The organism is Luteibacter sp. PvP120 (genome assembly GCF_054055715.1).
Genome location: NZ_JBSRXP010000006.1, coordinates 226,433 through 240,454, shown reverse-complemented (window position 1 = coordinate 240,454; position 14,022 = coordinate 226,433). Strand labels below are relative to the sequence as shown.

Genomic DNA, 14,022 nt, shown 5'->3' with positions numbered 1-14,022 from the left:
GATCAGCGGTACTGACCGGCGTATTTCTCGACGGTGGCCACGTTGTCCTTCGTGACGAAGGCCGGGCCGGAGCTGACCCCCGTGGCGGTGTAGACGGGCTTCAGGTCGTACTGCTTCAGGCGGGCCTGGAACTTCGGGTTGGCCTTGAGCGCGGCGATGATCTTCGCCGGGTCGTTGGTTTTCTCGTCATGCGCGATCACCAGCGCGGCGATGCCCATGTAGCCCTGCAGGTACGGCTGCTGGTCGATCGCGTACTGGATCGTGCCGGACTTGATGCCGTTGATGATGGCGGGGGAGAGATCGAACGTGCCGAAGTCGATCTTGCCGGCCAGGTGCATGTCGTTGACCACCTTGATGGTCGGCTCCGCGGCGTTGGGGCCGAGGGCCAGGATGGCCTGGGTCTTCGGGTTGCTGCGCAGGTAGGCGCTGACCTTGCTGGCGACCACCGTCGGGTCCATGCCCGAGTCGATCATCGAGGTCTTGCGCCAGTCCTTCACGCCGATGGCGTCGGCGAAACCCTTGCAGCGTTCGAACGAGGCGTTGTTGGTGGCGTAGTGGTTGACGCAGACGAAGCTGGTGACGCCCTTGGCCTTGGCGCGCTCGCCAGCGGCCTTGCCGGCGTCGTACTCGCCCTGGCCTACGTGCATGATCGCGCCGATCTTCTTGCTCTCGTCCGGGGTGCCGGAGTTGATCGTGACGATGGGAATGCCCTTGGCGGAAATCTTCGCCGCCGGCGACTTCAGTACCGCGAAGCTGGCGATGTCGAACGACACGCCCTTGTAGTTGCGCGCGGCGGCGGACTCGAGCTGGCGCGCCATTTCGGAGAGATCGCCGTTGCCGGAGCCGCGGTAGTCCACCTCCACGCCGAAGTCCTCACCTGCCTGCTTGATGGCGTTCTTGATCGTGTTCCACCAGGAATCGGAATCGGCGGCGTGGGTCACCAGGACATAACGGTCGCCGGGCGCGGCCTGCGAGGCAGGGGCGGCAAGGCCGAGACCGAGGGCGAGGGCTGCCGCCAACGAGGCGTGGAAAAGTTTGGATCGCATATAGCCTCCACAGGTGACCGCGGCGCGGTCGGGTGATGGGTATCGAACTGCGACGACGGCCCGGGGGCCGCGGTTTGTGCCGAAAGCGAGCCGAGCATGGACCTGCCGTTCCACGGTTGCAATTTGCATTGCAGCAAAAAAAATAAATGGAAAATATGTTCCATCCCGTGGTTGAATGCCGCCGGTCCCCCCCTGGAGTGCCCCATGGCCAAACGCGACGAAGCCGATGCCCTCATGCAGCGCATCGCGGAGGAATTCGAGGCCTTGCCGCGGCAGCTACAGGGCGTGGCCCGCTACCTTGAGGAACATCGTGGTTCCATCATGGTCCAGCGCGTCGGTGAGATTGCCGAGGGCTGCGGCGTGCACGCGTCGGCGGTGGTCCGCTTCGCCCAGCGCTTCGGCTATTCCGGCTTCACCGAGATGCAGGCGGTGTTCCGCAACGCCTTCACGGCACAGGCGGCGCCGCAGCGCAGCTACCAGCAGCGCATCCGTAGCGTCATCAAGGGCGGCAAGGGCAGCCTGCCCGCGGTGGAGATCGCCTCGCGTTTCATCGACGCCAGCCGCGCCGGCCTGGACGAACTGGCCGCCGAGATCGATGAGGTGCGCTTCCAGAAAGCGGTGGACATGCTGGCCGCCGCCGAAAACATCTACGTGATCGGCGTGCGCCGGTCGTTCGCCATCGCCACCTATATCGCCTACGCCCTCCAGCACACACCCAAGCGGGTACACCTGGTCAGCGGGCTGGGCGGCATGTTCCGCGAGCAGCTGCGCAGCATCGGCAAGGGCGATGCCTTGATCGCCATCAGCTTTCCGCCGTTCGGCAAGGAAACGCTTTACGCCATGCGCGTGGCGCAGCAGCACAAGGCCGGCGTGCTCGGTATCACCGAGAGCGACCTGGGCCCGCTGGCGCGGCATTCGGATGTGCTACTGAAGGTGAAGGAGGGCAGTGCGTTCGCCTTCCGTGGTCTCACCAGCACCATGTGCCTGTGCCAGGCGCTGTTCGTCGCGCTGGCCTACAAGCTCGAACTGACCGTCGAAGAAACACTTCCCCGAGGAGAATACGATGATTGAAGTAGCCGTTTTCGGTGCCGGTCGCATCGGCAAGATCCACGCAGGCAACGTCGCCCGCCACCCCGAAGCCCGCCTGCGTTACGTGGTGGACGTGCACGCGCCCTCGGCCGAGGAGCTGGCGGGCAAGCACGGCGCGAAGGTTGCCAGCGTGGATGAAGCCCTGAACGATCCGGCTGTCGGTGCCGTGGTCATCGGTTCCAGCACCGACACGCATGCCGACCTGATCCATCGCGCGGCGGCGGCGGGCAAGGCGATCTTCTGCGAGAAGCCGGTGGACCTGGACGTGGAGCGCGCGCGCTCGTGCCAGGCTGCGGTGGAGAAGGCGGGCGTCACCTGCATGATCGCCTTCCAGCGCCGCTTCGACCCCACGTTCTCGTCGCTGAAGAAGCGGCTGGATAACGGCGAGATCGGTACGCCGGAACTGCTGGTGGTCACCAGCCGTGATCCCGGTGCCCCGCCGGTCGCTTACATCAAGAGTTCCGGCGGCATCTTCAAGGACATGCTGATCCACGATTTCGACATCTTCCGCTGGATTCTTTCCGACGAAGCGGTCAGCGTGCATGCCACCGGCAGCTGCCTCACCGATCCGGCCATCCAGGAGGCCGGTGACATCGACACCACGGCGGTCACCATCCGCACGCGCAGCGGCCGGCTCTGCCAGATCAATACCTCGCGCCGTGCCGCATACGGCTACGACCAGCGTTTCGAGGTGCTGGGCAGCAAGGGCATGTTGCAGGCCGGCAACGTGGCGCCGACCCAGGTTGTCGCGCATACCGCGTCCAGCATCGCGCACGACCTGCCGGAGCATTTCTTCCTCGAGCGCTACCGCGAGGCGTATGCGGCGGAGATCGCCCACTTCTTCGACGCGCTGGCTGGCGGCACGCCGGTGCGCACCACCATCGCCGACGGTATCAAGGCGCTGGAACTGGCCGAGGCCGCCGCGCGTTCCTGGCGCGAGGGCAAGGCGATCGAGGTGAGTATCTGACCATGGCCACGCTTCGTATCGGTCTGGCCGGCCTCGGCCGGCTCGGCCAGCGCTATGCCGAGAACCTGGCGCGCGCCGTCCCGCGCGCGGAACTGGCCGCCGTGTGCAGTCCCGTGGAGGCGGAGCGTGCCTGGGCCCGCGACACGCTGGATGTTCCCACCATCCATACCTCCTATGAGGACATGCTGGCCGACCCGTCGCTGGATGCCGTGTTCCTGGTCACGCCTACCTCGCTGCATGCCGCGCAGATCGCGCAGGCGCTGGATGCGGGCAAGCATGTGTTCTGCGAGAAGCCGTTGTCGCTGGAACTGGACGACTGCCGCCGCGCGGCGGCGCATGCCGCGCTGGCCGGCAAACGGGCGATGGTGGGTTTCGTGCGTCGTTTCGACGAGAGCTACCGGAATGCGTTCCGCCATATCGAGGCGGGCGGCATCGGCCGTCCGTTCCTGGTGTATTCGCAGACGACGGACCTGGCCGACCCGAGCGGTGCGTTCCTGAAGTTCGCGCCCACCAGCGGCGGCATCTTCCTCGACTGCAGCGTGCATGACATCGACCTGGCCCGCTGGCTGCTGGGCCGGCCGAAGGCGACCAAGGTGTATTCGACGGGCACCGTGGCGATGTATCCGCCGCTGGAAGCCCTCGGCGACGTGGACAACGGCATCGCCATCGTGGAGTTCGAGGGCGGTCGCATGGCGATGTTCTACGCCTCGCGCACGCAGGCGCACGGCCACGACACGCATACCGACGTCACCGGCACCGCCGGCCGCGTCAGCATCGGTCGCAACCCGCGCGCGGACCGCGTGGAGATTGCCGATGCCCACGGTGTGCGCAACACGGTGCTGCCATCGTTCTACGAGCGTTTTGCCCCGGCCTTCGTCACCCAGGCCCGGCATTTCGTCGACGCCGTGCTCGACGACACGCCGTTCGACCTGACCATGGACGACGCGGTGGAAGCGACGCGCATCGCCATCGCGTTGCGCGAGTCGTTGCAGACGGGGCAGCCGGTGGGGCTTTGAGAGGAAATCGCCCACATCGTGGGCTCCTACATCCGGTGATCGTGATCGCCCACATCGTGGGCTCCTACAACGGCTATCGTTTAGGAGCCCACGATGTGGGCGAATTATTCTTCATGATGCACCGCAACACCCCGGCGTTATAATCCCCGCCATGTCCCTACCTCCCCTTGTCCCCCAGCGCGGGCGGCGTTTCGCGATCACGGCGCGCATCCTTTCCGCCGTCGTGTTCACGTTCGTCGTCTATCTCTGCATCGGTATCCCGCTGGCCGTATTGCCGGGCTTCGCGCACCTCGACCTCGGTTACTCGACCATCCTGGCCGGCCTCGCGGTCAGCGCGCAGTACCTCGCCACGCTGATGAGCCGGCCCTATGCCGGGCGCATGGCCGACGCGATGGGACCGAAACGCGCCGTGCTCACCGGGCTGGTCGTGCTGGCGCTCTCGGGTCTGTTCCTCGCACTGGCCGCGCTGGTGCCGACCATTCCGGCGCTGTCACTGGTGCTGATCCTGCTCAGCCGGCTGGGCCTGGGTTTTGCCGAGAGCTGGGTCAGCACCGGGTCGATCACCTGGGGCATCGGCGGCATCGGTGGCGAACATACCGCGCGGGTGATTTCCTGGAACGGCATCGCCACCTACGGCGGCATCGCGCTGGGTGCGCCGCTGGGTGTGACGCTCGCCCGCGACCACGGCTTCATCGCCTTGGGCATCCTTACCTTCGTGCTGGGGTTGATCGCCGTGCCGCTCGCGCTGGCGAAGGCGCGCATCGCGCCCAGCCACGGTGAGCGACTGCCGTTCAAGAGCGTGCTGTCGCGTGTCATGCCCTACGGCGCGGGCCTGGCCCTGGGCTCGATCGGTTTCGGTTCGTTGTCCACCTTCGTCGCGCTGTATTACGCCAGTCGCGGGTGGACGGACGCGGCGCTGTCGCTGTCCATCTTCGGCGGCTGCTTCATTGGTATCCGCCTCGTGTTCGGCAACGTCATCGACCGCTTCGGCGGCTATCGCGTGGCCATCGTGTCTCTGGCGATCGAGGCCTGCGGCCTGGTTGCACTTTGGCTCGGCAGCACGCCGAACGCCACGATGGCCGGCGCGGCCCTGACCGGGGCCGGCTTCGCGCTGGTCTTCCCCGCGCTGGGCGTGGAGGCGGTGAACCGCGTCAGCACCCATAACCGCGGTGCGGCGCTGGGCGCCTATTCGGTGTTCCTTGACGTAGCGCTGGGCCTGACCGGGCCGGTGGGCGGTTGGGTGGCGGGGATCTACGACTACCCGGCCATCTTCCTCCTCGCCGGTTTCGCCGCGCTGGCGGCGGCCCTGCTGTCGGTGTCGCTGTACCTGCGTTTCGGTCGCGACACGGATTCCCGCGGGAAAGCGGCCGCTACCCGGGCATAATGCCTCCCTGATTCCCGACGAGGTTCCACCATGCCCTACGATCGCAGCTGGACCGGCTTCGGCATTGTCGGTGCGCTGGAGACGGGTGGCATCGCGCTGCTGGTGGGCCTGGTGCTCTATGCGGTGGTGCGGGCGTTCGGCAAGGCCAACGGCTGGAGCCACGGCAAGGACATCAGCGTGGCCTTCGCGCTCACGCTGGTGCTCGCCGGCGGCCAGGACCTCTGGGACCTTTTCTACTTCAACTTCGCCCCGCTGCAATCGATGACGCTGCTGCGCCTGAAGCTGGCGGCGGTGCACGATCCGGACGCCATCGGCCTGCGCGTGTTCTTCGAATGCGTGGGGTCGCTGGTGGGGGTGTGCCTGGGCTGGGCCGTGTTCTCCGGCGGCTTCAGGCAACTGCTGCAGGGCATGCGCACCCCCACGCCCTGACGCTCAGCGGTGGTGGGCGAACATCCAGTCCCACAGCGTCGGTGTCGCATAGGCTTTCTGCCACGAGCCGTGGTTCACGCCCGGAAACTCGGAGTACTTCACCTCGGCCTTGCGGGCCACCAGCGCCGCATGCATCTTCCGCGACTGCTCGGTGGGCACGACGTTGTCGTCGCCGCCGTGGAAGATCCACACCGGTAACGCACCGACTTTCTGCGCCACCCAGGCGAAGGGGTCGCTGCCGGCCGGCACCCCCTGCACGAACAGCTGGCGGTCTTCGTCGTCGCCCAGTTGGGTGACGCCGCCGCAGACGATCGCCGCGGCGGCGAACGTGCCCGGATGATCCGCCGCGAGCTGCCACGAGCCATAACCACCCATGGACAGGCCGGTGAGGTAGAGGCGCTTGCGATCGCCATGGAACTCCATGACGCTTTTTTCCAGCGCGGCCATGGCCATGTCGGCATCGGCCTTGTCCGTCCACTCCGTGTTGTCCGGCGCCTGGGGGATCACCACCACGGCGGGGAAATCGGTGTGCTGCTTCAACCAGGGCGGCAGGCCCTGCGACAACGGCTTGAGATTGTCGTTGCCACGCTCGCCGCTGCCGTGCAGGAACAGCACCACGGCGGGATGCGGCGCGATGTCCGCGGGGACGAACACCTGATAGCGGTAGGTCCGGCCGGCCACGTCGACGCTGCGTTCGACGAACTGCGCGGGGGCGGCAGAGGCACCGACGGCGGTCATGGCGGTGAGGAAGGCGAGGGTACGAAGCATGATGAGTCCCTGGTCGGCGAGGTGGCGCGAGGCGTCAGAGTACCGGATCGAACAGGCGCGCCACATGCAGGGCCACACGCCGCAGGTACGACAGCCGCCGGTAGTCGTTGACGTTCACTTCGTCCGCGTTGGCGAAGTCCGTTTCCAGCATCGCTTCCACCTCGGCGGCGAAGGTGTCATCGACGTTCATCGCGGCGATCTCGAAGTTCAGCCGGAAGCTGCGGTTGTCCAGGTTCATGCTGCCGACCACGGCGGTGTCCTCGTCGATCAGCATCACCTTCTGGTGCACGAAGCCCGGCTGGTAGCGGAACATGCGGATGCCGGCCACCGTGGCCTCGTGCGCATAGAGCGTGCTGGCCATGAACACGGTGCGATGGTCGGGGCGGCAGGGAATCAGGATGCGTACGTCCACCCCGCGGAACACGGCCAGGCGCAGTGCCGCGAACACGGCCGGATCCGGCACGAAGTAAGGCGTGGTGATCCAGATGCGCCGCTTCGCCGCGTGGATCACCTGGGTGAAGAACAGCGAGCAGCTCTCCTGCCGGTCGGCCGGCCCGGTGGCCACGATGAGGGTGGCGGCTCGTCCGCAGCGTTCGGGCGGGGGCGACGACGGCGGGCGCTCGCCGGTCACCCAGTACCAGTCCTCGGCGAACACCCGCTGCAGGTCGGCCACGGCCGGCCCCTCGATCTGCATGTGGGTATCGCGCCACGGTGACAGCGGTGGCGAGGCGCCGAGGTATTCGTCGCCGGCGTTGAGGCCACCGACGAAGCCGCGCTCGCCATCCACCACCAGCACCTTGCGATGGTTGCGGAAATTGAGCTGGAAGCGGTTGCGCCAGCGCCGGGTGGCGAAGCGGCGTGCTTCGACGCCGCCCTTGTGCAGGGTTTCCACGTAGCTGTCCGGCAGGGCGTGGCTGCCGATGCCGTCGTAGAGCAGGCATACCCGCACACCGGCGGCGGCGCGTTCCAGCAGGGCATCGCGCAGGCGTCGGCCGAGCACGTCGTCGTGGATGATGAAGAACTGCACCAGCACATAGCGCTCGGCGCGGGCGATGGCGGCGAACATCGCGTTGAAGGCGGCCTCCCCGTCGATGTGCAGGGCCAGTGCGTGGCCGCCGTGCATGGCGCTGTTGATCATCCGCCCGATGGCGTCGTAACGCGGGTCATGGACGGGGGCGGGCGGCGTCAGCAGGCCGGTGTGACCCGGGTGGGCCACCTCCTCGTGGAGCATGAAGAACCGCGCCTGGCGTTGTCGGTGCAGGTCGACGTAGCCGCCGAAGTGGCTGGCGCCCAGGAACAGGTAAGGCACCAGTGACAGGTAGGGCAGGAAGACCAGGCCCAGGGCCCAGGCGAAGGCGCCCTGGGCCGTGCGGGCATGCATGACCGCGTGCATGGCGGCCAGCACGCCGGCGGCGTGCAGGGAAAGCGCGGCGATGGCGATGAGCGTCGTGATCATACGCCGGCAGTGTCCACGTTTTCGACGTGTCAGCCCAGCAGCATGTTGGCGACGTTCTGCGCCTGCTTGCGGATTTCCGGAATGGCCGTGGATTCCCACAGGGCGCCACGCAGCATGCTGCCCATGGCGAACAGGTTGGGCCGGGCCTTGCCGTTGCCGTCCAGCAGGTGGCCGTCGGGCACAGCGCGCAGGCCCAGGCCCAGGGGATCGGGCTGGACCAGGCCGTCGACCACCAGCTGGCGCACGAGGCGATGCTCGGTGCGCTGGGTATCGGTGTTGAGGCCGACGGTCTGGACGACGAGGTCGTACGACGCCGTGCTTTCCGCGCCGCCGGGCAGCGCGCGCACCACGTCCAGCGTGCCTTCCGGCGACAGGCGTACCGCGCGCATGCGGCCACGCCCACGCTCGAAGCGGCCTTCGGCTTCCAGCCGTGTCGCCGCGGCGGCCACCTGCGGCGGCATGCGATGACGCGCCCGCTCCCACGCCCAACGTGCGTGACGCAGGAAACGCGACCGTTCGGCGCGTGGCAGGTCGCGCCACAGGCCCTGGGTATGCGGGCGCATGCCGTCGATCACGGTGCGCCAGTCCTTCGCGTTGGCCGTGGCCTCGCGCAACCGACGCAGCCACACGCGCACGTTCGGATCGTCCTGCATCGCCTCGACCAGTTCCGAGCCGTCGTCCGTGGGTGCGGAGGCGGCGGCCAGGTGCGGCTCGGGCAGCTTGCCGTGGCGGGACAGGGCGGTGAAGTGGGCGTTCGGCCAATGCGCCGACAGTTCGAGCAAGACATCGACGGCCGTGAGGCCAAGCCCGATGACGAGCACGCGCAGGGGGCGATCGTCGTGCTGCACGCTGGCCAGGAACGGCCAGGGATCGGTGACGTAGCGGCCGCTGGCGATGGCGGCGTCCTCGACGCCGGCCAGGGGGCGCGGCGGCAACGAACCGATGGCCAGCACCGCGGCGTCGGCATGGGATTCCTCGTCGCCGTAGCCGATGGTCACGCCGTCGGCCGTGGGCACCAGCGCATCGGCTTCGAACGGATGCACGTTGATGTCGTGGCCCAGCGACGCGGCGTGTTTCACCGCCTGCTCCACCCGCGACTGGAGGAAATCGCCGTAGAGGCGCCGTGGCAGGAAGTCGGAACCCTTGACCGAGGGGTCCAGCGCCTGGGCGTACTCGAGGAAACCGCCCGGCTTGCTGACGAACATGCCCATGGAGGCGGCACGCACATTCAGCAGGTGGCGTTCCGAGGGCGTGCCATAGGCGATGCCACGGCCGGCCGCCGGCGCGCCGGCGTACCAGTCCAGGTGCAAGGGCCGGGGCGTGCGCCGCTCCAGCAACTCACTCACCAGCGTCGCCGCTGCCGCGCCACCGCCGATGATGGCGACTTTATGAAACATGCTGTTGGTCCTTCGCCCGATGGCTGGGGTGGAGGGCCGTAGACCGTCAGGCCGTCAGGCGTCCCGCGATAATCGATTGCCTCGGTCGTGCGATCCAGTGTCCCGAGGGACCCGGCTGCTCGTACGCGAGATACTGTGCCAGATCGCCACCGTACACGTGAAGCGTGAGCGCCGTGTCATGCCGCGACAAATTGCGGCAGCGGTGGGCGTGCGTCTCGGTGGCGTCGAACCATGTGGCGTCCCCGGGACCGAGCCAGGTGCGCCCGGTGCTGCGCAGGGCATGCTCGTCGCCGTGGGGACGGTCGAACGATTCCACTTCCAGCGCACCGGAGATGGTGGCTTCGAGCCCCCACAGCCCGCCATGGTCGTGCACCGGCGTGACATAACCCGGCGGCCAGGCCATGACCAGCACGCTGACCGGTCGCTTCGACCGCTCGGCGAGTATCCAGCGCTCGAAGCCACGGCGACGCTCACGCAACGGCCCCAGGGCCTGGGCCAGTTCCTGGCTGTGGGCATGGAGCGCACGGCCGAGGTCCCGCCCCATCGAGGCGAGATCCGGGTGCTCCACGTCCGACAGGTCGAAGGCGATATCGCGCAACGTCCTGACGATGGAAAAACGCTTACCCATGGGATGGGCTGTCTCTGGAATTCACTGGAGGAAAGTGGACCACGGAGGCCGTTAAACCGTCGTAACTCCTGGTTGGGGTGGGGTGGTGGATTGCGTGGGCTCGCCTTTGGCATCGCGTTGGGCTTGGAGCCTTGGCGCCTGGAGCAAGAGCCGGCGGGTAGCCCCCTCGGGGCCACGCCTGCGGCGACCCGCTAAGGAAGGGCCGCTGGCGCGGCCGTTTATCTATTGCCCTACGGGCCCGGGTCGGGCTTCGAACGGGGATTTTCGATTCGCCATCCATGGCTCAGCGAAAATGGCCGGCCGTCCTGGCCGGCCCCCTTCGGGCCTTGACCGTTCGAATCCCTCGCCTACGGCTACCGGCCCCGAGGGGGCTACCCGCCGGCTCTTTCCAAGACTGAGGTGGGTTGTGACGCGAGCGGTCGCAGACGTGCAGGGTACGGCGTCGCCGCTTTGTTGGCTTTTCGCCCACATCGTGGGCTCCTACCCCAGGGGGTAGGGCAGGTCGTCGCATATCCAACGCGTGATCCGCCGTCTGGGGGGTAGGAGCGCACGCACGTGCGCGAACCCTCGACGTATCTATGGCGACCGATGCCATGCAAAGCAGGCCGACGGGCGTTCCCACCCACGAAGCGAAACCCAGCTCTTCGCTCTCTCCACACGCAACCTTACCGTTGGAAAGAGCCGGCGGGTGCCACCCTCGGGGCCGGTAGCCGCAGGCGAGGGCTTCGAACGGATCAGGCCCGTCAGGGGGCCGGCCACGACGGCCGGCCGTTTCCGCTGAGCCATGGATGGCGAATCGGAAACCCCCGTTCGAAGCCCGACCCGGGCCCGAAGGGCAATCAATAAACGGCCGCGAACGCGGCCCTTCCCTGTCGGGTCGCCGCAGGCGTGGCCCCGAGGGTGGCACCCGCCGGCTCTTGCTCCGAAGCCCAAGCCCCAACGCGATGCCAAACGCGAGCCCTCCCAAAGAAGTCATCCAACGCCTTTAAACCTTCCCTCACCCAACAGCATCCTAGGCTGCGAACCCGCCCACCGGCCGGCCTTTCACGGAGTGCATTGCCATGATCGTCCTCACCTCGCTCGTTATCCTGTTCGCCGGCTTCTGGCTGGTCTTTGCGTTGGTCGGCGCCGTGCTGAAGCTGGTTTTCGGTGTCATCGGCGGCGTGTTCAGCGTGTTTGCCAGCCTGCTTGGCGCGGTGATCGGCGGTATCGCCATGCTGCTGGTGGCGCCCGTGGTCGCCCTGGCGCTGCTGCCGGTGCTGTTGCCCGTGGCCGTGCTGGCCCTGATCGTCTGGGCGATTGCGCGGGCTACCCGCCGCCAGCCCGACGTGGTGGTGATGCAGGCGCCCCGTTGAGGGCGCCTGCGCGGCACGCTTGTCTTAGAGGTTCTTCAGGTCGAACGTGATGGGGATGCGCGCCCACGCCTGCACGGTGTGGCCGTCGCGCTGGGCAGGCTGGAACCGCCACTTTGCCAGCACCTGGTCGCGTGCCGCCTTGTCCAGCACGCTGTGGCCGCTGCTGCTTTCGATCACCACGTCCAGCGGTTTTCCGGCTTCGTCCACCAGTACGCGTAGGGTGACCGTGCCCTGCATGCGGCCGCCGATGGCCATGCGCGGGTAGGCCGGCGCGGGCGCCGAGACATACGCCAGCGTGGCCTCCACCGGTGCGCTGGGGACGTCAGCGGCGGTTGGCGCCACGGTCGGCAACGCCGGCACCATCGGTGCGCTGCCTTCGTCGGTGGGCACCGCCGTCTGCACGGGCGGCGACGTGATGGGCCGGGTCACGGTGGTGACCGTCCGGGGTGGCTTGACCGGGAGCGGCTTGAGGGCGACGGGCGGTGGCGCGGGAACGGGTTTGGGTTCGACCAGGTGCTCGATCAGTCGGATCGGTTCCTGGGCCACGGGGGCCGAGACCAGGTTGGCCACCATGGGACGCATGACGGCGACGAGTGCGGCGGCGTTGAGGGCGATCGCCGCGCTCATCGCGACGATGCGGACGGTATCCGGATGCACTCCGGCGAGGACGGACGTACGGGCGAACGACATGAGCCACCTCCTGCAACGTGGGGGAAGGTGAAGCGCGGTCGGGAACACGGCCGGGCATGGCCGGCGGGGATCGTGTTCGGGTCCGGTTGCAGGTTAGGCAGGCTTTGGGAAAAGTTGCAAGAGGGCCGTCTGGACGGCCAAATCGGTCAGTGCTGACGCGTCAGCGCGTCGCCTTCAGTGAGCTACCAGCATCGGCACGTCCGATTGCATGAACAGGTAGCGGGTGGTGCCGCCCAGCACCATTTCCGAGAGGCGCGAACGACCCCAGGCGCCCATCACGATGAGGTCGGCGTTTTCCGCATGGGCGGTATCGAGCAGGGCGGGGCCCGGCGCGGAAGCCGCTCCGTCGCCGAGCGGGCGCACCTCGGCCTGTACGCCGTGCGTGTCCAGCCAGGTGCGGATGTCGGTATGCGGCAGGGCGCAGGTGCCCGGATCCTCGTCGCGGCTGCCGTCGATGACGGTGACGCGCGTGGCCTTGCGCAGCAGCGGCAGCGACGAGCGGACGGCCAGTGCCGATTCCCGGCTGCCGCTCCAGGCCACCAGCACGTGCTCGCCCAGCGTCCTTACGGGGGCTGCCTCGGGCACCACCAGCACGCCGCGGCTGGAGCCGAACACCGTACGCGACACCACGCCAAAACCGACGGGGGCGTCGCCACGCAGGGTGGAGGAGCGCTCCATCACCAGCAGGTCGTAACCGGCGGCGGCGTGGGTCAGCACCGTGACGGTGTCGCCGTTGCCGACCCGCCAGTTGCCCTGCAAGCCGGCCGTCAGCATCAGGTCGGTCCACTCGCTGACCACGGCCCGGGCGTCGGCGGCGCGCTGGCGCACGGCATCCAGTTGCATGGGCACGGCCTCGGGCACGGTGAACGCGGCGGCCGGCAGGTCGACCACGTGCAGGGCATCCAGACGGGAGCCCAGGCGGACAGCCAGGGCGACGGCGGCGCGCAGGCCGGCACCCTGGGGCGGGAGGCGGGCGATGTGCACGAGCAGTTCGAGGGTCATGCCCCATGGAACAACGGCAGGGCCGCTCTGGTCAATCCGGGCAAAAACCTGCGGCAATGCGACCTTTTCTCGATAACGGACCGAATCGGTTATCTTCGGCGTTCGACTTATTCCGGAAAAGCCCATGTCTTTCGACAGCGCCCAGCCGCGCTATCCCCTCGGAGAAGAAGTCGCCAGCAGCGTGATTCACGGCATCGGTCTGGTGCTGAGCATTGCCGGTCTCGCCGTGCTCGTGGCGTTTTCGGTCATGTACGGCGACACGCGTACCGTGGTGGCCAGTTCGGTGTTCGGCGCCACGCTGATCCTGCTGTATGCGGCGTCCACCCTGTATCACTCCATCCCAGGCGCGGCCGCGAAGCGGGTCCTGCGTACGTGCGATCACATCGCCATCTTCCTGCTGATCGCCGGCACCTATACGCCCTTTACGCTGCTGGCGCTGCATGGCGCCTGGCGCTGGGGCCTGTTCTCCACCATCTGGACGCTGGCGATCCTAGGCAGCTTGGCCGAACTGGGCATGCTCAAGCGCTACCGCAAGGCGGCCGTGATCATGTACGTGGGGATGGGCTGGGTGGCGGCCGTCGCTGTCCAGCCACTCCGCGAGAGCGTGCCCACGGGTGGGCTGTTGCTGCTCCTGGCCGGCGGCCTGGCCTACACCGGCGGCGTGCCGTTCTACATCGCGCGCAAGCTGCCTTACCACCACGCGATCTGGCACGTCTTCGTGCTGGCCGGCAGCGTGTGCCACTTCTTCGCCGTCCTGTTTTACCTCATCCCACAGGGGCCCGCCACGCACTGAGG

General features: G+C 67.7%; 14 protein-coding genes. 7 read left to right on the top strand and 7 right to left on the bottom strand.

Translation table 11 applies throughout. The features are described from left to right. Positions 1–2 precede the first annotated feature (2 nt). Entirely contained in the window at positions 3–1,046 is a 1,044-nt protein-coding gene (locus tag ACVKN3_RS14000) for a sugar ABC transporter substrate-binding protein (protein WP_285406680.1), read from the bottom strand. A gap of 204 nt (positions 1,047–1,250) precedes the next feature. Between ACVKN3_RS14000 and ACVKN3_RS13995 the strand changes: the two genes are divergently transcribed. The 5 genes from ACVKN3_RS13995 (at position 1,251) to ACVKN3_RS13975 (ending at position 5,931) form a co-directional block, all read left to right on the top strand. Next, the gene (locus ACVKN3_RS13995; RefSeq protein WP_285406682.1) at positions 1,251–2,117 is read left to right on the top strand and encodes a MurR/RpiR family transcriptional regulator; all 867 of its coding nucleotides are present in this window, start codon (positions 1,251–1,253) and stop codon (positions 2,115–2,117) included. Continuing rightward, a complete protein-coding gene (gene iolG / locus ACVKN3_RS13990) occupies positions 2,110–3,102 on the top strand; it encodes an inositol 2-dehydrogenase (RefSeq protein ID WP_354514779.1) in 993 nt (330 codons plus the stop codon). The genes ACVKN3_RS13995 and iolG overlap by 8 nt, the downstream gene beginning before the upstream one ends. A 2-nt stretch (positions 3,103–3,104) precedes the next feature. Continuing rightward, positions 3,105–4,118 (top strand): Gfo/Idh/MocA family oxidoreductase, encoded by a 1,014-nt coding sequence (locus ACVKN3_RS13985; RefSeq protein WP_354514777.1) that lies wholly within the window; start codon positions 3,105–3,107, stop codon positions 4,116–4,118. 151 nt (positions 4,119–4,269) lie between these two features. Further along, positions 4,270–5,502: an MFS transporter gene (locus ACVKN3_RS13980; protein ID WP_354514775.1), complete on the top strand. Its 1,233-nt coding sequence runs from the start codon at positions 4,270–4,272 to the stop codon at positions 5,500–5,502. Positions 5,503–5,532: 30 nt separating this feature from the next. Next, complete coding sequence (locus ACVKN3_RS13975; protein ID WP_036139783.1) at positions 5,533–5,931, top strand: hypothetical protein; 399 nt, start codon at positions 5,533–5,535, stop codon at positions 5,929–5,931. Between the two features lie 3 nt (positions 5,932–5,934). On the opposite strand, the gene ACVKN3_RS13970 is transcribed toward ACVKN3_RS13975, so the two are convergent. The 4 genes from ACVKN3_RS13970 to ACVKN3_RS13955 are packed head-to-tail and all read right to left on the bottom strand — an operon-like array spanning position 5,935 to position 10,180. Then, positions 5,935–6,699 carry a carboxylesterase family protein gene (locus tag ACVKN3_RS13970; protein ID WP_354514773.1) on the bottom strand — a complete coding sequence of 255 codons (765 nt, stop codon included), beginning with the start codon at positions 6,697–6,699 and terminating at the stop codon, positions 5,935–5,937. Between the two features lie 34 nt (positions 6,700–6,733). Beyond that, positions 6,734–8,155 (bottom strand): cardiolipin synthase, encoded by a 1,422-nt coding sequence (gene cls / locus ACVKN3_RS13965; protein ID WP_354514771.1) that lies wholly within the window; start codon positions 8,153–8,155, stop codon positions 6,734–6,736. A 29-nt stretch (positions 8,156–8,184) separates the two neighbouring features. Beyond that, positions 8,185–9,552, bottom strand: coding sequence for an FAD/NAD(P)-binding protein (locus ACVKN3_RS13960; RefSeq protein ID WP_354514770.1), 1,368 nt, complete (start codon positions 9,550–9,552; stop codon positions 8,185–8,187). A 46-nt stretch (positions 9,553–9,598) separates the two neighbouring features. Then, the gene (locus ACVKN3_RS13955; protein ID WP_036143887.1) at positions 9,599–10,180 is read right to left on the bottom strand and encodes a cysteine dioxygenase; all 582 of its coding nucleotides are present in this window, start codon (positions 10,178–10,180) and stop codon (positions 9,599–9,601) included. Positions 10,181–11,241: 1,061 nt separating this feature from the next. Here ACVKN3_RS13955 and ACVKN3_RS13950 point away from each other — a divergent pair. Then, positions 11,242–11,535: a hypothetical protein gene (locus tag ACVKN3_RS13950; RefSeq protein ID WP_036139790.1), complete on the top strand. Its 294-nt coding sequence runs from the start codon at positions 11,242–11,244 to the stop codon at positions 11,533–11,535. 24 nt (positions 11,536–11,559) lie between these two features. Here the strand turns inward: ACVKN3_RS13950 and ACVKN3_RS13945 are convergent, their stop codons facing one another. Together ACVKN3_RS13945 and ACVKN3_RS13940 are read right to left on the bottom strand one after the other, a co-directional pair. Then, a complete protein-coding gene (locus ACVKN3_RS13945) occupies positions 11,560–12,225 on the bottom strand; it encodes an energy transducer TonB (RefSeq protein WP_354514767.1) in 666 nt (221 codons plus the stop codon). 174 nt (positions 12,226–12,399) lie between these two features. After that, on the bottom strand, positions 12,400–13,227 hold the full coding sequence (locus ACVKN3_RS13940; protein WP_051938613.1) for a universal stress protein: 828 nt from the start codon (positions 13,225–13,227) through the stop codon (positions 12,400–12,402). 124 nt (positions 13,228–13,351) lie between these two features. On the opposite strand from ACVKN3_RS13940, the gene trhA reads away from it, so the two are divergent. Further along, positions 13,352–14,020, top strand: a complete 669-nt coding sequence (gene trhA, locus ACVKN3_RS13935) for a PAQR family membrane homeostasis protein TrhA (RefSeq protein WP_036139795.1) — start codon at positions 13,352–13,354, stop codon at positions 14,018–14,020. The last annotated feature ends 2 nt before the right edge of the window (positions 14,021–14,022 follow it).